Source organism: Aeromonas enteropelogenes (genome assembly GCF_020097295.1).
GTDB lineage: Bacteria > Pseudomonadota > Gammaproteobacteria > Enterobacterales > Aeromonadaceae > Aeromonas > Aeromonas enteropelogenes.
Map to the genome: position 1 here is coordinate 1,747,388 of NZ_CP083625.1, position 19,523 is coordinate 1,766,910.

Annotated in this window: 16 protein-coding genes; all 16 read left to right on the forward strand. The window is 60.6% G+C overall.

The window, feature by feature from the left end; genetic code table 11:
• The first annotated feature begins 111 nt into the window (after positions 1 to 111).
• The 16 genes from LA321_RS08230 (at position 112) to tldD (ending at position 19,393) form a co-directional block, all read left to right on the forward strand.
• Complete coding sequence (locus LA321_RS08230) at positions 112 to 576, forward strand: hypothetical protein (RefSeq protein WP_042070358.1); 465 nt, start codon at positions 112 to 114, stop codon at positions 574 to 576.
• A 73-nt stretch (positions 577 to 649) separates the two neighbouring features.
• On the forward strand, positions 650 to 1,321 hold the full coding sequence (gene mshB / locus LA321_RS08235; protein WP_026455899.1) for an MSHA fimbrial major subunit MshB: 672 nt from the start codon (positions 650 to 652) through the stop codon (positions 1,319 to 1,321).
• 14 nt (positions 1,322 to 1,335) lie between these two features.
• Entirely contained in the window at positions 1,336 to 1,815 is a 480-nt protein-coding gene (locus LA321_RS08240) for a prepilin-type N-terminal cleavage/methylation domain-containing protein (RefSeq protein WP_042029027.1), read from the forward strand.
• A 57-nt stretch (positions 1,816 to 1,872) separates the two neighbouring features.
• Positions 1,873 to 2,370, forward strand: a complete 498-nt coding sequence (locus tag LA321_RS08245) for a type II secretion system protein (protein ID WP_042070292.1) — start codon at positions 1,873 to 1,875, stop codon at positions 2,368 to 2,370.
• Positions 2,357 to 2,917, forward strand: a complete 561-nt coding sequence (locus LA321_RS08250; protein WP_042070293.1) for a type IV pilus modification PilV family protein — start codon at positions 2,357 to 2,359, stop codon at positions 2,915 to 2,917. Before LA321_RS08245 ends, LA321_RS08250 begins: the two co-directional genes overlap by 14 nt.
• A gap of 98 nt (positions 2,918 to 3,015) precedes the next feature.
• Complete coding sequence (locus tag LA321_RS08255) at positions 3,016 to 3,801, forward strand: hypothetical protein (RefSeq protein ID WP_042070359.1); 786 nt, start codon at positions 3,016 to 3,018, stop codon at positions 3,799 to 3,801.
• A complete protein-coding gene (locus LA321_RS08260) occupies positions 3,791 to 4,264 on the forward strand; it encodes an MSHA biogenesis protein MshP (RefSeq protein ID WP_042070295.1) in 474 nt (157 codons plus the stop codon). Before LA321_RS08255 ends, LA321_RS08260 begins: the two co-directional genes overlap by 11 nt.
• Entirely contained in the window at positions 4,261 to 7,968 is a 3,708-nt protein-coding gene (locus LA321_RS08265) for a DUF6701 domain-containing protein (protein WP_052445718.1), read from the forward strand. The genes LA321_RS08260 and LA321_RS08265 overlap by 4 nt, the downstream gene beginning before the upstream one ends.
• A gap of 204 nt (positions 7,969 to 8,172) precedes the next feature.
• Complete coding sequence (locus LA321_RS08270; RefSeq protein WP_005340051.1) at positions 8,173 to 9,213, forward strand: rod shape-determining protein; 1,041 nt, start codon at positions 8,173 to 8,175, stop codon at positions 9,211 to 9,213.
• Between the two features lie 42 nt (positions 9,214 to 9,255).
• Complete coding sequence (gene mreC, locus LA321_RS08275) at positions 9,256 to 10,149, forward strand: rod shape-determining protein MreC (RefSeq protein ID WP_042029031.1); 894 nt, start codon at positions 9,256 to 9,258, stop codon at positions 10,147 to 10,149.
• Positions 10,149 to 10,634, forward strand: a complete 486-nt coding sequence (gene mreD, locus LA321_RS08280; protein ID WP_026458460.1) for a rod shape-determining protein MreD — start codon at positions 10,149 to 10,151, stop codon at positions 10,632 to 10,634. Before mreC ends, mreD begins: the two co-directional genes overlap by 1 nt.
• Before the next feature lie 2 nt (positions 10,635 to 10,636).
• Positions 10,637 to 11,224 carry a Maf family protein gene (locus LA321_RS08285; RefSeq protein WP_042070296.1) on the forward strand — a complete coding sequence of 196 codons (588 nt, stop codon included), beginning with the start codon at positions 10,637 to 10,639 and terminating at the stop codon, positions 11,222 to 11,224.
• A gap of 93 nt (positions 11,225 to 11,317) precedes the next feature.
• Positions 11,318 to 12,787, forward strand: a complete 1,470-nt coding sequence (gene rng, locus LA321_RS08290; protein ID WP_042029033.1) for a ribonuclease G — start codon at positions 11,318 to 11,320, stop codon at positions 12,785 to 12,787.
• Entirely contained in the window at positions 12,788 to 16,684 is a 3,897-nt protein-coding gene (locus LA321_RS08295) for a YhdP family protein (protein ID WP_042070297.1), read from the forward strand.
• A 28-nt stretch (positions 16,685 to 16,712) separates the two neighbouring features.
• Positions 16,713 to 17,534, forward strand: a complete 822-nt coding sequence (locus tag LA321_RS08300) for a carbon-nitrogen hydrolase family protein (RefSeq protein ID WP_042070298.1) — start codon at positions 16,713 to 16,715, stop codon at positions 17,532 to 17,534.
• Positions 17,535 to 17,944: 410 nt separating this feature from the next.
• Positions 17,945 to 19,393, forward strand: coding sequence for a metalloprotease TldD (tldD, locus tag LA321_RS08305; RefSeq protein ID WP_042070300.1), 1,449 nt, complete (start codon positions 17,945 to 17,947; stop codon positions 19,391 to 19,393).
• The last annotated feature ends 130 nt before the right edge of the window (positions 19,394 to 19,523 follow it).

Here is a 19,523-nt window from a genome sequence, read left to right on the forward strand (position 1 = left end):
GGGCGCCGTTCGCGGTAAATAGACGCATCTTCACAGCCATAGGATGGGATATGTATTGCAAGTGGTGATGGAGTCGTCGCGGCAATGGATGGCCGGGGAGTGCGGGACAAGATGAGCAGGCAGTCACAACAGGATGAACGCTGGTTGAGCGGCTATCGGCTGGGGATCACCCTGATCCTGCTGATGATCATCGTCGCCACCCTGGTGCAGAGCTATCAGGGCAACCGGGAGGAGGCGCAGCGGGTCACCCTCACCCTGCTCGGGGAGCAGTTTGCCGAGCGGGTACAGCGCTTGCACGGTCTCTGGCTCGACGCGCGGCGGCCGTCACTGCTCCATGCCGGTGATCTCGCGTGGCAGTTCGATGAGCGGGGCTGGCCGCTGGCGGTGATGCCGCCGCAATCTCCCTCCGGCAACTGCCGTCAGCTTTGGTTGACACTGGTCGGGGAGGCGGAGAGCGGCATGCCGCCTCTACAGTTTCTGGCCCGTCCGGATGGTAGCGGATGCGAAATTGGTTGGGACGGTTATTGGCTGATGTATCAATTTTCTGACGGGCGTGTGACGAAGCGCTCTGAATGAGGCCTGATAAATGGGTCAACTACATGATTTTTTTGAACTCACATGAAATAATAACGCCCATTTCGGAGGGAGTATGGCAATGAAATCAAGGGCATCAACAATCCCGCACAGAGGGATGGTGAAGCTGGCTGCCGGCTTCTCCCTGATCGAACTGGTGATCGTCATCGTGATCCTGGGGATCCTGGCGGTGACGGCGTTGCCACGCTTTCTCGACGTGACCGACGAGGCCAAGAAGGCGAGCGTGGAAGGGGTTTCTGGCGGCTTTGCCACCGGCGTGTCGCTGGTACGGGCCCAGTGGGAGGCCGAGGGGCGTGCCAAGCAGGACGGGCTCAATACTGTGCTCTATGACGGTTCCCGCTTCTACCTGACCACGCCGACCGAGACCCAGATCAGCAATGGCGAGCTCTCGCCAGGCTATCCCATGGATACGTCCGCCGAGGGTGGCATCGATGTGGATCCGGCCAACTTGAGCGCCCAGCGCTGCCTCAAAATTTGGGAGGGGCTGTTGCAAAACCCGCCCAAGGCGACGGCAAGTTTCAGTGAAGTGCGCAGTAGTGGCAATGACCTGAAATATTATGTCAGCGTGACCAATAACGGCCTGGATTCGGTCTGCCGTTACTATCTGGTCAACAGTCTGAGCAAGGGCAGCGATGGCAAGTATCAGGATCCGCAGGGCAGCACGGATGCCTTTATGAGTTTCAGTTACCGTCCGGCCTCCGGCCAGGTGACCACCAACATCAATTAACAGAGGAAAATGAAATGAAAAAACAGGCGGGTTTTACCCTGATCGAGCTGGTCATCGTGATCATCATTCTGGGCATTCTGGCGGTGACTGCTGCACCCAAGTTCCTGAATCTGCAGGATGATGCCAAGAAAGCCGCAGCAGATGGCGTCCTGGCTGCAGTACAGAGCTCAGCTCAACTGGTCTATAGCAAGTCTGCGCTGGAAGGTGAAGAACGCTCTGATGATGCGGCAGTGTCAAGCTCTGATGGCACTTCTATCAAGACCGCTTATGGTTATCCCAAGGCTTCTGATGACGGTATCAAGCTTGCGGTAACTATTGATGGTTCTTGGAACGGCAGTGTGGTTGCAAATGCAACACCGGCTCAGTACCAGTTCAAAGCAGACAATGATTTGAAAAAAGATGCCAAGTGTGTGTTGTATACCGAAGCGAGCAGCACGGCTACAGCAACCTCTAAAATTGGTAAACTAGCGGCCGATAAAGGCGATTGCCAGTAACCTCTTGAATTAGCGAGGCTTCGGCCTCGCTTTCTCTTTTACCTGATGAGAAGACCCATGGCTGCAACCAAGGGCTTTACCCTGATTGAACTGGTCGTGGTGATCCTGCTGCTCGGGATTCTGGCCGCCTTTGCCGTGCCCAAATGGCTGGGCAAAGGCGGCGTTGAAACCCAAAGCCTGCGCGATGAACTGCTGACCCGCCTGCGGCTGGTACAGACAGTCAATATGCATGAACCCGCCAACCGTTGTACCCAGCTGGTGGTCGACGCTTCCCGATTCGCCCATATCACCCAGTCCATGGCCGGCACTACTTGCCCTGCGCCTGGCTCTATTGCTGGCTGGAGCGACAATTTGCGTACGCGAGGCCGCCCTGTCATCCCCTCAGCCGGCATGACGATCTCCTTGAATAACAACAACAGTTTCGTGTTGCGTTTCGATCGGATGGGGCGCCCGCTGGGGGTTTGCAGCAATGGGTGCATAGTGCAGGTCAGTGATGGGCGGGAAGCCGGTCGTATCCAGATTGAATCCGAGGGGTATATCCATGAGATCCCCTGAGCGCGGCTTTACCCTGATTGAGCTGATCGTCGGCATAGTGCTGCTGGCGGTGGCGCTGACCGGCATACTCGGGTTGCTTATCAACCAGGCGCCCAGGGCGGTGGATCCGGTACAGCAGGTGCGTGCCGCCCAACTGGCCCAGCGCCTTGCCGGCGAGATCCTGCAAAAGTCCTTCGATGAGCAGTCGGATCACAACGGTGGCCGCTACCGCTGTGGTGAGACGGTCGACGGTGTCATCATCCCGGCCTGCTCGACCAGCTATGGCCCGGACGGCGAGCCGGCGCCCTACGCCTACAACGATGTGGATGACTTCGATACGGCAGGCAACTGGGTCGATGCCAATCGCTTCACCCAGACCTCGGCGGGTGTCAGTGGCGACGAGTACCCCAACTATCAGGTAAAGATCGCAGTGAGCGGCGTCGATTTCAGCGATGGCAGCTTTCAAAGCTGCACCGAACCCTGCTCGGTGGGCAAGCGTATCGAGCTGCAAGTACGGCTGCCCGATCGCAGCGTACTCGACTTCTCCCTCTATCGGGGGAACTACTGATGGGCAACCCGATATTCACGAGACACTCCGCAACCGGGTCGTGCAGACTTGGCGCCCCCCGGCAGTCCGTGAGCGGGTTTACCCTGGTCGAGCTGGTGATGGTGATCCTGCTGCTTGGCATCATGGCGACCTTCAGCAGCCAGTTTATCGGTATCGGCAGCCAGATCTACGGCGATGCCAGCAGTCGTGAGCAGCTGATGAGCGATGCCCGCTTTGCCATGGAGCGACTCAATCGCGAGGTGCGCGATGCCGTGCCCGGTTCGCTGCGCATTGAAACGGCGACAGGCGACTGGGTGGATAGCGGCTCCTGCCTGCGTTTTTGGCCCATCAGTGCCACCAGTCGTTATCTCACCCTGAACCGTGCCGTCTCCGGCAGTGCCGGCACCCTGGAACTCTTGATGCAGACCCCGGCTTCGGCGGCCAATCCGTTGCAGGATGATGGCGGTGCCGTGGCGGCAAACCGTGATCTGCTGGTCGTGTTTCCCATCCCTCGCGGCGATGTCGATTCCCTCGCACAGGGATGCGTCTATGGCAACTGCGTGGCCAGGGTGAACGCAGTACAGGCACCGGTGACCGGCGTACAGGCGGTCTATTATGCCGCTTCCGAGCAGCTGGATGGCCTCTCCCCCGCCAACCGGGTCTACTTCGCGCGCCAGCAGGTGCGTTATTGCGTGGAGGGAAGCCGGTTGTTTCGCAGCAGCGGGCCGATTGGCGAGGAGCTCTCTTCACCGAGTCTGATGGCGGAGTGGATCCGTGTCGGCAGCTTCTATCGGGAGCCTGCCGCCTTCAATGCCTCGGGGGAGTTTGGGGTCAGGTTCGTGTTCGAGCGCAAGGGGGAGTCGGTTACCTTCAACCACAAGATAGGGGTGAGCAATGTGCCCTGATGTGAGAAGGCCGACCCGCGCAAGAGGCAGCGCCCTGATGATCGCCCTGTTTGTCATCGTGGTGATGGCCCTGCTGGCAGCGGCGCTCGGTCGCATGCTGACGGACAGCAGCGAGAAAAATACCGTGGAGGTGCGCAGCGTGCGTGCCTTGCTGGCGGCCCAGAGCGGGCTGGAGATGGCCTTGTCTCAATTATTCCCCAAGCTCCCAGCCGCACCAGCCCCGGCCAACCTCTGCGATCTGGTCAATGTGCCCCCTACCTTTGGCACCGATCAGGGCCTGGCCAGCTGTCAGGTGCGGGTCGAGTGTGTGCAACGACCCATCACCTATCAGGGAGAGACAGTAAACGGCTACCGTCTGCTCAGCACGGGGACCTGCGGCCAGGATGATCTGGCCAGTGCCAACCCGGATTTTGCCGTCAGTCGGACGGTCACCATTGAAGCCTATGGCGGAGCCACACCATGATGTCCCTTGTTCGCTACCTTTGCCTGCTGGTTTGTCTGTTGTGTTCTCAGGTGTTGTGGGCAGATGTATGGTTGCCGGGCTCATTCTATGTCGGCGACAACCGCAACGATGCGCTGCGCCCTACGACGATGGTTGGCAATTACGGTGGCGGGTTTTTCCCCGTTGCCCCCATCCACTTCTCTCTCTCCGAGTCACAGGCGATTTCGGCGATCCGGGTGGAGGGGCAGTCTGGACTGCACGGTGGCGTCAATATTGTTATCTGGAATGCATACGGTTCCGTGGTGGTTGATGCACAAGCTTCCCTGATGACTCCGGACCGGGTCACCGGGCTGATCAATCTGCCTGCTGGTGAATACCGGATGGCTGTGTGGGGTGGCTGTTATTCCAATGGATATTACTTGGGGCGATTTTGGAACAATTGCCAGGATTGGGATGATTTTCGTTTTAGCGGTATTCGTCTGGTCTCCAGTGGCAGCAGCAATGCGGTGCATTTCATCGAACGCACCCATATTGGTGACAACGTGGATGCCAATCGTTGGTATCCGCCAGCCCCATCAGGTACTTATGTAAAATTAGGGTTTACCCTGCCAGAGAAATCCCGCCTCGATAACCTGACGCTTTATAACTTGCGTGATTGGTCTATAGCCAATGGCAGCCGCATGTTTATCCGCACTCAGGGTTCTGTGGACACCCCGCTGGTGTTTTATTTCAGCGGCAATGGTGATGTGAATTGGGATATCAATTACGAACTGTCTGCCGGTAACTATGAACTCTGGATTGAGACGTTGAGCAGAGCGGATCGTGATGATATCTCATGGGACGATATTGTCCTGCGCTATACCCCCATTCCTGCCGTGACTGATTTTGCTGCATTGTGCCAGCAGGCATTTCCCTATCCGGTGCAGGGGCGAAACGTTAATCACTATCTTGATCTGGGGGGCTCTCATAATGGACCTCCCAATGGATTTATTTGGGGAACAAAAAACGGCTCTTTGGGGTATTACAACAGCGGCATGATAAAAGGTTCCTATCTGCAAGCCTGTGATCGTGACCAGTGTTTGCCAGCAGGAAACACTTCATCGCTCTCGTTGCCAGCATCCCGTTTTCCGCTTCCTGGCGGGTCTAATCTGCGTATTCCCTATGACACTCATTACCAACTGACAGCGGCCAATGGCAACCGTTTCGGCCTTATTGAAACGTCCTATATGGCATCGCTGGATATCCGGCAGGCCGGTCTTTACATCAAAAACTTGCGGCTGGATGGGGGGCGAGGAGGCAAGCCCTACACGGTTCGTCTGGCGGCCGGGGATTACTGGATTGAAGAGCTGTGGATGGATTCCGACACTTCCATCGTGCTGGATGGGCCGGTCAGATTGTTTGTCAAATCTCTGGTCATGGATTCGGCAAACCTGATCAACAGTCCCGGGGTAAACCGGCGCGGAGATATCAACCAGCTATTGCTGGTCAGTTATGGCCAGGTGGTGATGGATAACCTGGATACCATCAGCGGTCTGCTTTATCAGATAGAGGGGAGCTCCCTGTATATGGGATCCAACTCCTATTGGCATGGGCGAGTCAGCTCAGCCAGCGTCGTTATGGGTTACCACTCCGTCATAGACAGCAGCGGTTATGAGTGTGAATCCATCCAGCAGGGGCCGGATCACTACGAGCTTTACTACCCTTCGCAGTCATTGACCTGCGAAGGGGCATCGATCCAGCTGTTGGCTTGCCAGGATAATAATTGCAGCCAGCGTTACGTGGATGGCGCCGAGGTGACACTTGCACCTGCCAGTGGCTGGAGTAGCAATCCTGTGACTGTTGACTCGTCTGGCCAGGCTGCGCTGGCCCTCTCCCGCCTGACCAGCGGGAATGTCACCCTGGGACTGACGAGCAGCGCCCCGAGTGCACCATTGCGTTGCTACCGGGACGGAGTGCTTGATAACAGTTGTTCCATGAGTTTTACCGATGCGGCCCTGCGTTTTGATTTCTCTACCTTTTATGCCGGTGACACGGCCAGCACGACGATCCGGGCTATCCGTTCCAACGATGCCGGAGCAACCCGGGTCTGCGTCCCCCTGCTGACGGGTAACCAGACCCTTCAGTTTGGCCACGCCAAGCTGGAGTCCGAGCCGACCAGCAGTTCAGTCCCGTCGATCAATGACAGTGCGTTGACGCCAACTGGCAGCGTAAGCGTGCTGTTCGATGGCAACGGGGTGGGCCAGCTGGCACTGAAGTATCCGGATGCCGGCGTGTTGCGGCTGGATGCTACTTTCCAGAAGAGCGATACCACCGGTTCCCTGACCCTGACCGGCAGCGATACGGTGGCGGTGATCCCCAGCGCTATCGTGCTGCAGGGGGAGGGGCAGAGTGCGTGCGATGGCAGCGATGATGCCAAGTTTGCCGAGTGTTCTGTTTACAAGAAGGCAGGGGAAGAATATGACTTGCTAAGCCGAGCGGTGAACAGGCAGGGAGAGCTTACTCCCGGGTTTGCGGCCAGCAATCTGACGTTGGAATGGGGCGTCGTTGCGCCGCAAGCGGGTCAGCGTGGCGTGCTAACGCCCGCCTCGATCACGCTTTCGGCAGGCCAGGGGCGAACGCCTGCCAGTTGGAGTGAGGTGGGAGTATTGCAGGCGGGAGTCAGCAATTTTATCCCCTATCCCGGTTATCAGACCGAGTCACCACAACTGGAGGTGCCTCTGCGCTGGAGCAGTCCCATTGGGCGCTTTGTGCCCTGGGATTTTAATCTGGTTCGCGGGGATATCATCCCGGCCTGTGGCCAGTTCAGCTATATGGGTCAGCCTTTTGGTGTCCAGCTGGAGATCATGGCGCGCAATAAAGCCGGGGATCTGACCCAAAACTACAAGGACGCCTTTGCCAAGGGCAGCGCTTATCTGACCACGGCCAATGACAGGGATGGTCACTCCCTTTCAACCCGACTACAGAGTTTGTCGGCCCTTCCCTGGGAAAACGGGTTGGCCAAGCTGGATGAAGTGAGCGCGTTTTTACGCCTCTCCGATACCCAGCCGGATGGGCCCTACCGCTCCTTGTTATTCGGCCTCTATATGCACGATCACGATGGTGACCATACTCTGATTGCCGATCCGGATTTCAACGAGGCGTTGCAGGGGGTGTGCAGCGGCGGCCAGTGCAATGCCAGGCTGATCGATACCGAGCCGATGAAAGCCTATTTTGGACGTATTCTGGCGGGTAAAAATAATGGTGTGGCGAGTGCCAGTTTGCCAGTGATGCTAGAGATGGAGCGTTTCGAGCAAGGGGAGTGGCGGCTCAACGAGGAGGATATGTGTATGCAGTTGTCGCTGGATAACCGGGGTTTTGACCCGATCCCGACCGTGGCGCCAGTTGACCCCGACCGCAACATTGTGTTCAACGGAGCCACTTCCTCTTATGAGGTGCAGGGCAAGTTGCCCCCCGAGATGACCCGGTCATACCGCAGTGTTTTGACTTTGAGTGGGCAAGCTGGGCCAGATAATGTCGCCAAGGCAGAAAAAGGAAAAATAGTACTTCACTTTTCTGCTCCGAATGCCGCGGTACGCATCCCCTTCAGGATCGATCTATCGAAACAGGTTGGTCAGCCTTCTGCTCCTCTCTGGCTGAGCGATCCCGCTTCCCTGCAGGGTGAGGCCATCTTTGGTTCGGCGCGGGGCAATGACCGGATTATTTATCGACGCGAAGTTTTGAACTGACAGAATCCGACAGGGGAACAGGTGAGTACCTTTCCCCTGATTTTCGGTTTATGAGCGTTTATAAGCCCGGGACAGTGAGTGACGACTCGCATTTTTGTCGTGCGTGATTGATTGGCGACAGTTTGAGCGCTTGCCCATTGGGGTGGGCATTGGTAAAGTTAGCCGATTTTCTGCACCTCCCAATTCTTAGGATTTCCCGTAGCCATGTTCAAAAAGCTCAGAGGCGTTTTTTCCAACGATCTGTCGATCGACCTGGGAACTGCCAACACCCTGATCTATGTAAAAGATCAAGGGATCGTCCTTAACGAACCCTCAGTTGTCGCCATTCGCCAAGAGCGCGGGAACGCCAAATCGGTCGCTGCCGTTGGCCATGCCGCCAAGCAGATGCTGGGCCGTACCCCGGGCAATATTTCCGCGATTCGCCCGATGAAAGACGGTGTGATCGCCGATTTCTACGTGACCGAGAAGATGTTGCAACACTTCATCAAGCAGGTTCACGACAACAACTATTTCCGCCCCAGCCCGCGCGTGCTGGTGTGTGTACCGTGCGGCTCCACCCAGGTGGAACGTCGCGCCATCAAGGAATCCGCACTGGGCGCCGGCGCCCGTGAGGTTTACCTGATCGACGAACCCATGGCTGCCGCCATCGGTGCCGGCCTGCCGGTCTCCGAAGCGACCGGTTCCATGGTGGTGGATATCGGTGGTGGTACCACCGAAGTGGCCATCATCTCCCTGAACGGTGTGGTCTACTCCCAGTCCGTGCGCATCGGTGGCGACAAGTTCGACGAAGCCATCATCAGCTATGTCCGTCGCAACTACGGCAGCCTGATCGGTGAAGCCACCGCCGAGCGTATCAAGCACGAGATCGGCTCCGCCTATCCGGGTGAAGAGGTGCGCGAGATCGAAGTCCGTGGCCGCAACCTGGCCGAAGGGGTACCGCGCAGCTTCACCCTGAACTCCAACGAAATCCTGGAAGCGCTGCAAGAGCCGCTCTCCGGCATCGTCGCGGCCGTCATGGTAGCGCTGGAGCAGTCTCCGCCCGAGCTGGCGTCCGACATCTCCGAGCGCGGCATGGTGCTGACCGGTGGTGGTGCCCTGCTGAAAGACATCGACCGTCTGCTGATGGAAGAGACCGGCATCCCAGTGGTCGTCGCCGAAGATCCCCTCACCTGTGTGGCCCGTGGTGGCGGCAAGGCGCTGGAGCTGATCGATATGCACGGTGGCGATCTGTTCCACTACGAATAAGACCCAAAGCCGGCCAGCGTGCCGGCTCTTTTTTGACGACCCATGAAACCCATTTTTGGTAGAGGCCCTTCGCTTCAGTTACGGTTGTTTCTCGCCGTCATCATCTCTATTGCAGCCATCGTCGCGGACTCTCGCTTCGGTGTGTTTACCCATGTCCGCGTCTACCTGAGTTCACTCGTCAGTCCGTTGCAATACATGGCCAATGCCCCCGGAACCCTGCTCGACACCATGTCGACCCAGGTGCAGACCCGGGCCGATCTCATCGAGCAGACCAAGCAGCAGGAGCAGCAGCTGTTCACCCTGCGCTCGCGCCTGCTGAAGATGGATCATCTGGAGCATGAGAACCAGCGCCTGCGCGAGCTGCTCGGTTCTCCGGTGCACAAGGATTCCCGCAAGATGGTGGCCGAGCTGCTGTCGGTGGATTCCGACCCCTTCAGCCACCAGGTGCTGATCAACAAGGGAGCGCTGGATGGCGTCTACAACGGCCAGGCGGTGATCAACGATCAGGGGGTTATCGGTCAGGTGCTGCATGTGGGTTCCACAACCAGCCGGGTGCTGCTCATCACCGACTCCAGCCACGGCATTCCGGTGCGGGTGCTGCGCAACGATCTGCGCGCCATCGCCTCCGGCAGTGGTGAGCTGGACAAGCTGGAGCTGCGCAACCTGCCGCGCAATACCGACGTGCAGGTCGGCGATCTGCTGGTTACCTCCGGCCTTGGCGGACGCTTCCCGGAAGGCTACCCGGTGGCCACAGTGACCCGCTCCGACTATGTGGAGGGTAAGCCCTTCGCCCAGGTCGAGGCCAAGCCGCTGGTGGAGCTGGATCGCCTGCGCTACCTGCTGTTGCTGTGGACTGACAAGAAACCTGACGTACGAGATGATGAGGAAGGCGAACGGGCCGCATCGGCAGCGTCCGCCGCAGGAGCCACCCGCTGATGTTACAACCCGCCAGCGGCAGGGTCTGGATCTGGATTTCCATCCTGCTGGCCTTGAGCCTGTCGATCCTGCCGCTTCCTTTCGAATTTGATCCTTTCCGCCCCGACTGGTTGGCCATGGTGCTGATCTACTGGGCGCTGGCGCTGCCGCACCGAACCAACGTCGGCACCGCCTGGGTGGCCGGCCTGCTGCTGGACGTGCTGCTGGGCAGCACGCTCGGGGTGCGGGCCATGGCGATGGCCATCACCACCTATCTGGCGGCCTTCCAGTTCCAGAAGATCCGCAACTTTTCACTGTGGCAACAGGCGCTGATCATCGGCGGCCTGTCACTGGTGGGCAAGGTGACGGTATTCTGGGCAGAACACCTGTTCAGCCGGGCCAGCCTCAACTTCGCCTATTTTTGGTCGACGTTGACGACGATGCTAATATGGCCCTGGGTGTTTCTGGTGCTGCGCAAGGTGCGGCGCCGCTTCAATATCAGGTAAATATGAACAAGAACAACGAACCGCAACTCTATCTCGCCTCGGGCTCGCCCCGCCGTCATGAACTGCTGACCCAGCTGGGTTACCGCTTCGAAGTGCTCAGGCTGGACGTGCCGGAACAGCGCGAGGAGGGGGAAAAGGCGCAGGATTACGTCTGCCGCCTCGCCCGTGACAAGGCGATGGCCGGGCTGGCGTGTGCGCCGACGGCGTTGCCGGTGCTGGGGGCCGACACCATAGTGGTGCTGGGCGACCGGGTGCTGGAGAAACCGTCCGATCTGCTGGATGCCAAAGACATGCTGGAGGCGCTCTCCGGCAAGGTGCATCAGGTGATGACGGCGGTGGCGCTGGCCACTCCGGAGCGCTGCGACGTGCGACTGGTCACCACCAACGTGGCCTTCCGCAAGCTGGATGAGGCCGAGATCGAGGCCTATTGGCAAACCGGCGAGCCCTGTGACAAGGCCGGGGCTTACGGCATTCAGGGTATTGCGGGCAAGTTCGTCAGCCGCATGGAGGGGAGCTACAGCGCCGTGGTCGGCCTGCCCCTGCTGGAGACGGATCTGCTGATCAAACACCATCTGGAACAGCTCAAATAATTTCCCGTCAGCTGGGCTCTGCTGCGTCTTCCTTGCGCGAGTTGTGCCGGATTGGCTTCATAGAATTCAAAACTGGAACAGGCAAGGTTACTTATGTCGGTAGAACTACTGGTTAACGTTACCCCCTCCGAAACCCGGGTCGCCCTGGTCGAAAACGGCCAACTGCAGGAAGTGCACGTCGAACGTCAGGCCAAGCGCGGCATCGTCGGCAATATCTATAAAGGCAAGATCAGCCGGGTGCTGCCCGGCATGCAGGCGGCCTTCGTCGATATCGGCATGGACAAGGCGGCCTTCCTGCACGCCTCTGACATAGTCCCGCACACCGAGTGCGTGGCGGTGAAGGAGAAGGAGCAGTTTCAGGTCGGCAACATCGCCGAACTGGTGCGCCAGGGGCAGGACATCATGGTGCAGGTGGTCAAAGACCCGCTGGGCACCAAGGGGGCGCGTCTCACCACCGATATCACATTGCCTTCCCGCTACCTGGTGTTCATGCCGGGCAGCGCTCACGTGGGGGTTTCCCAGCGCATCGAGTCCGAAGCGGAACGGGAGCGCCTCAAGCGCACCGTGGCCGGCTATGTGGACGAGCTGGGTGGCTACATCATCCGAACCGCCGCCGAAGGGGTGGGGGAGCAGGAGCTGGAGCAGGATGCCGCCTTCCTGAAACGCCTGTGGCGCAAGATCCTCGAGCGCAAGCAGAAGTATCCCCCCTGCAAGATCCTCTATGAGGATCCCAGCCTGGCCTTTCGGGTGGTGCGCGACTTCGTCGGCACCGAGCTTGACAAGATCCGGGTCGATTCGCGCCAGAGCTTCGAGCAGCTCAAGCGTTTCACCGAGGAGTATGTGCCGGAGCTCGCCGGCAAGCTGGAATACTACCCCGGCGAGTCTCCCATCTTCGATCTCTACGACGTAGAGAACGAGATCCAGCGCGCTCTGGAGCGCAAGGTAGAGCTCAAATCCGGCGGCTATCTCATCATCGACCAGACCGAGGCGATGACCACGGTGGACATCAACACCGGTGCCTTCGTCGGCCATCGCAACCTGGAAGAGACCATCTTCAACACCAACGTCGAGGCGACGGCGGCCATCGCCCGTCACCTGCGGCTGCGCAATCTCGGCGGCATCATCATCATCGACTTCATCGACATGCAGTCGGAAGATCACCGCCGCCGGGTGCTGCACAGCTTGGAGCAGGCGCTGGCCAAGGACAGAGCCAAGACCAACGTCAACGGCTTCTCCCAGCTCGGCCTGGTGGAGATGACCCGCAAGCGCACCCGCGAGAGCCTGGAGCACGTGCTCTGCTCCGAGTGTCCCGAGTGCAAGGGGCGCGGCCGGGTCAAAACGGTGGAGTCGGTCTGCTTCGAGATCCTGCGGGAGATCATCCGGGTCAACCGCGCCTACGATGCGGATCAGTTCACTGTCTATGCTGCCCCGGCGGTGGCCGACTATCTTCACGGCGAAGAGTCCCACAGCCTGGCGGAGCTGGAAGTCTTCATCGGCAAGCAGGTACGGGTGGTGAGCGAACCTCTCTGTGGTCAGGAGCAGTTTGACGTGGTGATGATGTAATTGGTCTATCGCTGGCTGAGTCGGGGCTGGCTGGCCCTGGGGATCCTGTTCGTACTGCTGGCCATGGTGGTCACGCTGGTACGGGTTGGGGGTCCTTTGCTCAATCAGCACCGTCAGGCACTGATCGATACCCTGCTGGTCGACAGCCAGCTGAAGGTAAGTGTGGGAGAGGTAGGGCTGGATTGGACCCGTGCTGGCCCTGCCCTCGAACTGCAGCAACTCTCCATCGCCCCGGACTCGGGGCGTTTTGCCGTCAAACTGGGCAAGGTCTGGGCACATCTCGACTTCTGGCGCTCCCTCAACGAACTCAAGCCGGTCTTCGGCGAGTTGATCCTGGGAGATGGGGAGATCACCCTCGATTTCAGCCAGCCGGCCGATAAGACCCCATCCAGCCACGATCCCCAGCAGCGGGCGCTGTTGCGCTTCCTGCTGACCCAGCTCTCCACCTTCGATGTGCTCAATACCCGCCTCAACGTCACCACCGCTCTCGGCGAGCTGCGGGCGCTGGATATCGCCCAGCTGCGCTGGCAGAACCGGGGCAAGCGTCATCAGGGGGTCGGCAAGGCCTATCTCATCAACGGGGTCGGCGAGAGCACCCTCGATCTTATCCTGGATGTGGATGCTTCGAGTACCCGGCTCGATACCCTCAAGGGCCGGCTCTATCTGGGGGCCAGCCAGCTCGACATCACCCCCCTGCTGGCGCGGATCCATGCCGGTGAGCCCAAGATTGCGGGCCAGCTCGACTTCCAGCTCTGGAGCGAGTTTGCCGACGGCCAGCTGGGGGATAGCCTGCTGGCCTTTGGCAACAACTACCTGATCTGGAAGGATCCCAAGAAGCGCAAACTGCATCGCCTCGCCCTCGACGGCGGCAAGATCCAGCTGCGCCGGGATGGCGAGGATTGGCAACTGGCCAGCCACAACGTGACCTTCAAGCTCGATGACAAGCCCTGGCTGCGCAGCCGGTTGCAGCTCGAGCGGGTCAGTTCGCGGATCCGCGGCTATGTGCCGCAGATCGATCTCGATCAGGTTACCAACCTGAGCCAGCTGGTCTCAGGCCTCTATCCCGAGCTGGCCGAGACCCTCAAGCGCACCAGCCCGAGCGGCAAGATCCAGGATCTCGTTCTGCAGGCAAAGGCCGACTGGCAGGGGCTGTCGCTGAGCGGAAACTTCTCGCACATCAAGGTCAATGCCTGGCAGGATGTGCCCGGGGTGCAGGACCTCAACGGCGAATTCTGGCTCACCCCGAGCGGCGGCAGCGCCAGGCTGGCGCTGGGCAAGGACAAGCTGGATCCGGCCCGTCACTTCAAGGAAGTGATCCCCATCGACAGCTTCTCGGCCCGCCTCGACTGGTGGCGCGAATCGCAGGGCTGGGTGCTCTATGGCCAGGACATAGCACTGGACAACCCGGATCTGCGCCTCGCCAGCCGTTTTCGGCTCGATCTGTTCGAACACCCCTTCCTCGCCCTGACCGGTCGCATCGACGTCAAGAATGCGGGCAACGCCGATCGCTACTTCCCGCTGCAGGCGATGGACAAGGAGCTGGTGGACTACCTGAGCGGTGCCATCAAGGGGGGCAAGGCGAAGGGGGCTGACCTGCTCTGGTACGGCGAGTTCCGGGATTTCCCCTACAGCAAGGGCGAGGGGATCTTCCAGGTGGCGGTGCCGCTGGAGAAGGCCACCTACGAGTTCTTTCCCGGTTGGCAACCGCTCACCGACCTGCAGATAGATCTCCTGTTCCAGAACGCCAGCCTGGACATGCGCAGCCGTTCCACCCGCCTCGGCAAGGCCAGCTCCGACTCGGTCCATGCCTGGATCCCGGATCTCTATCCGGGGGCCCATCTCTATGTGGATGCCAGGGTGGCGGGCGAGGGCAAGGCCATCAGCGACTACCTGCAGGACTCCCCGCTGGGGGGGACCGTGGGGCAGGCGCTGCGGGAGGTCGAGGTGCGCGGCCCCTTGAAGGGGACAGTCAAGCTGGATATCCCCCTCGATGGCGAGAGCGAGGTGAAGGCGAGCGGCGATGCCACCTTCAACAACAACAAGGTACGGGTTGCCAGCCTGGATCTGCCGCTGGAGCAGGTGCAGGGCAAGCTTGAGTATGACAACGAACAGACCCGTTTCAGCAATCTCAAGGCGACCCTGTGGAACCAGCCGCTGACCCTCAACTATCAGGGCCGTCAGCACCCGGATCGCTATCAGGTCGACCTCGGCTTCAAGGGGGAGTGGGACAGCCGTCGCCAACCCACGGCCATCGCCTCGTACGGCATCCTCGCCGGCCGCAGCAACTGGAGCGGCAAGCTCGATCTGGCCCTGCCCGATGACAAGCCATTCAGCTTCCATCTGGCGCTCGACTCCAACCTGCAGGGGATGGGGCTGGAGCTGCCCAAACCGCTGACCAAGGCGGCGCCGGACCGGTTGCCGCTCAAGGTGACCGCGCGGGGCCGCGACGGCAGTGCCGACATTCGCGCCGTGCTGGGAGCCGATGTGGATATGCAGACCCGGCTGGTGTACGGCGAGGGGGAACCTCATCTCAGCCGGGTGCGGGTCGATGTGGGGCAGCCCGGTGCCAGGATATTGCGGGATGTGCCCATGTTGCTGGCCATCAACCAGCAGGAGGCCGATGTGGGAGGCTGGCTGGCCCGCCTCAAGCAGTGGCTGCCGGCCCAGGGCAAGGGCGGTAACGCCGTGGTCGGTCCCTCCTTCTTGCCGCAGGATTGGTGGGTGGATGGCCAGCTGGCCCGCGCCAATATCGGCAGCGCCACTCTCAAGGCGACTCGTTTCACTGTGGGGCCGGTCAAGCAGGCCACCGAGGTGATGATCGACAGCCCCGACGTGATGGGGGTGATCCGCCTGCCGGTTGTCCCCAATCAGCCGGTCGATGCCAAGTTTGCCCGCATCTATTGGTCAGGCAAGAGTTCGGATCTGCGCCCCGAGCCCGATGCGAAGCAGGACAAGGCCATCATGGACTCCATCCCCTGGCTCACCTTCAGCTGCGTGGATTGCCGTTTCGGCGAGTTGCCGCTGGGCGAGGTCAAGGGGGAGCTGATCCCGGGGGCCAACAAGTTGAGCCTCAAGGGACTGGAGATGCGACTGGCGGGCAGCCAGCTGACCGGCAGCGTCGACTGGCGCAGCGATGGCGGGCGGATGCAGACCCGGGCCCATGGCAAGCTGACCAGCAACAACAGCGAGCTGCTGGTCAAGCGCCTTGGCTATACCTCCCCCATCAGCGACGCGCCGGGCTCACTATCGTTCGATGTGAACTGGCAGGATGCTCCCTATCGTCTGAGCCTGCCCACCCTGGCGGGCAGCGCCAACTACCAGCTGGAGGGGGGCACACTGCGGGAGGTCAGCGACAAGGGAGCACGGCTGCTCTCATTGCTGAGCCTGGACTCCCTGATCCGCAAGCTGCGCCTCGATTTTCGCGATGTGTTCGACAAGGGCTTCTACTTCGAATCCATGTCTGCCTCGGTCAACATCAAGCAGGGGCAGGTGAGCAACGACGATTTCTACATGAAGGGCGCCGCAGGCAACCTGCGCGGGGAAGGGGTGGCCGATCTGGTGCGCTGGCGGCTCGACTACGAGCTGAGCTTCTCCCCCAATCTGGGAGGAACCCTGCCGGTGGTGGCGGCTTTCTCCCTCACCCCGGTGACTGGCCTCTATGTGCTGGCTCTCTCCAAATTGCTGGAGCCCGTGGTGGATGTGGTGACCCGCATCGATTTCTGGATCTCGGGCCCCCTCGATGCTCCCAAACTGGTTGAAGCGGGGCGCGACAGGGCCAGGATCAAACTCAACCAGCAGCAGAAAGAGGCGGTGGAAGAGGTCGTGCCCACCCTGCCTGCCAACGAGGTCAGCCCCTTCCTGCTGACCCCTAAACACAGCGGGCCGGATCAGCGTTGATGGTGCCCCCAATCTCAAGGAGTGAGTCATGTGGTTAGCCGCAATACAGCTGGTGTCTGGCCGTCACTGGCAGGATAACCGGGCGCAGATTGCCGCCGAGCTGGCGGCATTGCCGGCCGAACGGCCGCTGCTGGTGCTGTTGCCGGAGAATTTTGCCCTGTTTGGCGAGCGCCAGGGCTATCTGGACGGGGCCGAGACGATCGGCCCCGATCTGAGCGGAGCAGCGCCGATCCAGCAACAGCTTGCCGCGTGGGCTCGCGAACACGGCATCTGGCTGGTAGCCGGGGCCATGCCGACCAGGATCCCGGGATCGGATCACATCCACACCAGCTCGCTGGTGTTTGATCCGGCTGGCGTGCTCAAGGGGCATTACCACAAGATCCACCTGTTCGATGTGGATGTGGCCGACAATCAGGGGCGTTATCGGGAGTCGGAGACCTTCAGCCCGGGGGATGCGCCCGTTACGGTGGACTCCCCCTTTGGTCCCCTCGGCCTCTCCATCTGTTATGATTTGCGCTTTCCCGAGCTCTATCGCCAGCTGGCCCGTGCCGGTGCCCGGGTGCTGCTGGTACCTGCCGCTTTCACTGCGGTGACCGGCGAGGCGCACTGGGAGCCGCTGCTGCGGGCCCGTGCCATCGAAAACCAGTGCTATGTGGTGGCCGCCAACCAGGGGGGCACCCATGAGACGGGGCGCCAGACCTGGGGCCACAGCATGGTGATCGACCCCTGGGGTCGGGTGTTGGCCTGCCAGAGCGCGGGGCGCGCCACCGTGCTGGCGAAGGTGGATGACGGGCTTGTCGATGAATTGAAACGCACCATGCCCGTAATGGAGCACGCCCGTTTGCTCTGATGCTGTGGTAAAGAACTGAAACGCAGCCGTTTGCCAGTGCTGTAACGCGCCCGTTTGCTCTGATGCTGTGGTAAAGAACTGAAACGCAGCGGTTTGCCGGTGCTGCAACACACCCGTTTGCTCTGATGGTGTGGTGAAGAACTGAAACGCAGCCGTTTGCCAGTGCTGTAACACGCCCGTTTGCTCTGATGGTGTGGTGAAGAATTGAAACGCAGCCGTTTGCCGGTGCTGCAACACGCCGGGTTGCTGTGAACATGCGCAGGTTCGATTCGCCCTGTGGCCGGCGTCATCGGACGCTCGCAAACCCCATGGTGTCTTTGACGTCCGATTACGCTTCGCCAATCGACTCTCTGGTCGATTCGCACGAATTAACTGTTACGACATCTCGCATTGAGATTGGAGAGAAAGATTTGAGTCTATTGAGCCAGGTTAGTGCCTCCCTGTTGGCCCCGAACGATCTCGACGAAGGACGCCTGCAACAGCTGCTCGGCAGCCTGATGAGCCATCAGGTGGAGTTCGGCGACCTCTATTTCCAGCGTAGCTGGCATGAGTCCTGGATGCTGGAAGATGGCATCGTGAAAGATGGCAGCTACAACATCGATCAGGGGGTCGGGGTGCGCGCCGTCTGCGGCGAGAAGACCGGTTTCGCCTACTCGGACGAGCTGAGCCTGCTGGCGCTGCAGCAGTCGGTGACCGCCGCCCGCGGCATCGCCGCCGCCGGCGCCCAGGGCAAGGTGAAGGCGTGGGCCAGAACCGAGACCAACCTGCTCTATCCGGCGCTGGATCCCCTGCAGACCCTCGACAAGCAGCAGAAGATCGCCCTGCTGGAGCAGATGGACAAGTTTGCCCGCAGCCTGGATCCCGCCATCAATCAGGTGATGGCCTCCATCAGCGGGGTCTATGAAGAGGTGCTGGTGGCCGCCACCGACGGCACCCTGGCCGCCGACGTGCGCCCACTGGTGCGCCTCTCGGTGACCGTCATCGCCGAGAAGGGAGATCGCCGCGAGCGTGGCAGCGCCGGCGGCGGTGGCCGCTTCGGTTACGACTATTTCCTCGAACTGGACGGGCTGGAGAGCCGCGCCTTCGGTTATGTGCGGGAAGCCGTGCGCCAAGCGCTGGTGAATCTGGAGGCCATCGATGCGCCGGCCGGTACCATGCCGGTGGTGCTGGGTGCCGGCTGGCCGGGTGTGCTGCTGCACGAAGCGGTGGGCCATGGCCTGGAGGGGGACTTCAACCGCAAGGGCTCGTCCGCCTTCGCCGGGCGCATCGGCGAGCAGGTGGCCTCCAAACACTGCACCATAGTCGATGATGGCACCCTGCCGGGTCGGCGCGGCTCCGTCTCCATCGACGACGAGGGGACGCCGGGCGGTTACAACGTGCTGATTGAAAACGGCATTCTCAAGGGCTATCTGCAGGACAAGCAGAATGCCCGCCTGATGGGTGTTCCGCTCACCGGCAACGGCCGCCGCGAATCCTACGCAGCCCTGCCGATGCCGCGCATGACCAACACCTACATGCTGGCGGGTCAGTACGATCCGGCGGAGATCATCGCCTCGGTGAAGAAGGGGATTTATGCCCCCAACTTCGGCGGCGGTCAGGTGGACATCACTTCCGGCAAGTTCGTCTTCTCCGCCTCCGAGGCCTACCTCATCGAGGATGGCAAGATCACTGCGCCCATCAAGGGGGCGACCCTGATCGGCAACGGCCCCGAGGCCATGAGCCAGGTCTCCATGGTAGGTTGCGATCTGGCGATCGATCGCGGGGTGGGTGTCTGCGGCAAGGAGGGGCAGAGCGTGCCGGTCGGAGTGGGTCAGCCCACCCTCAAGCTGGATCAGCTCACCGTGGGCGGTACGTCGTAACTCGGCTTGGCCAGCTCACAGCGTCAATCGATGCGGTGAGCGCAAACTCAAACCCCGGCCTTGTGCCGGGGTTTTTGCTGGCGGGTTGGCGGCGGGCAACAAAAAGCCCCGGTCAGCTGGCCGGGGCGGA

Excerpts from the sequence above, each read along its gene's own strand:
- LA321_RS08255 (WP_042070359.1), top strand. The coding sequence starts at position 3,016 with ATGGTGATCCTGCTGCTTGGCATCATGGCGACCTTCAGCAGCCAGTTT.
- LA321_RS08250 (WP_042070293.1), top strand. The coding sequence starts at position 2,357 with ATGAGATCCCCTGAGCGCGGCTTTACCCTGATTGAGCTGATCGTCGGC.
- rng (WP_042029033.1), top strand. The coding sequence starts at position 11,318 with ATGTCGGTAGAACTACTGGTTAACGTTACCCCCTCCGAAACCCGGGTC.
- mreC (WP_042029031.1), top strand. The coding sequence starts at position 9,256 with ATGAAACCCATTTTTGGTAGAGGCCCTTCGCTTCAGTTACGGTTGTTT.
- mreD (WP_026458460.1), top strand. The coding sequence starts at position 10,149 with ATGTTACAACCCGCCAGCGGCAGGGTCTGGATCTGGATTTCCATCCTG.
- LA321_RS08270 (WP_005340051.1), top strand. The coding sequence starts at position 8,173 with ATGTTCAAAAAGCTCAGAGGCGTTTTTTCCAACGATCTGTCGATCGAC.
- LA321_RS08300 (WP_042070298.1), top strand. The coding sequence starts at position 16,713 with ATGTGGTTAGCCGCAATACAGCTGGTGTCTGGCCGTCACTGGCAGGAT.
- LA321_RS08230 (WP_042070358.1), top strand. The coding sequence starts at position 112 with ATGAGCAGGCAGTCACAACAGGATGAACGCTGGTTGAGCGGCTATCGG.
- mshB (WP_026455899.1), top strand. The coding sequence starts at position 650 with ATGGCAATGAAATCAAGGGCATCAACAATCCCGCACAGAGGGATGGTG.
- LA321_RS08260 (WP_042070295.1), top strand. The coding sequence starts at position 3,791 with ATGTGCCCTGATGTGAGAAGGCCGACCCGCGCAAGAGGCAGCGCCCTG.
- LA321_RS08240 (WP_042029027.1), top strand. The coding sequence starts at position 1,336 with ATGAAAAAACAGGCGGGTTTTACCCTGATCGAGCTGGTCATCGTGATC.
- LA321_RS08245 (WP_042070292.1), top strand. The coding sequence starts at position 1,873 with ATGGCTGCAACCAAGGGCTTTACCCTGATTGAACTGGTCGTGGTGATC.
- LA321_RS08265 (WP_052445718.1), top strand. The coding sequence starts at position 4,261 with ATGATGTCCCTTGTTCGCTACCTTTGCCTGCTGGTTTGTCTGTTGTGT.
- LA321_RS08285 (WP_042070296.1), top strand. The coding sequence starts at position 10,637 with ATGAACAAGAACAACGAACCGCAACTCTATCTCGCCTCGGGCTCGCCC.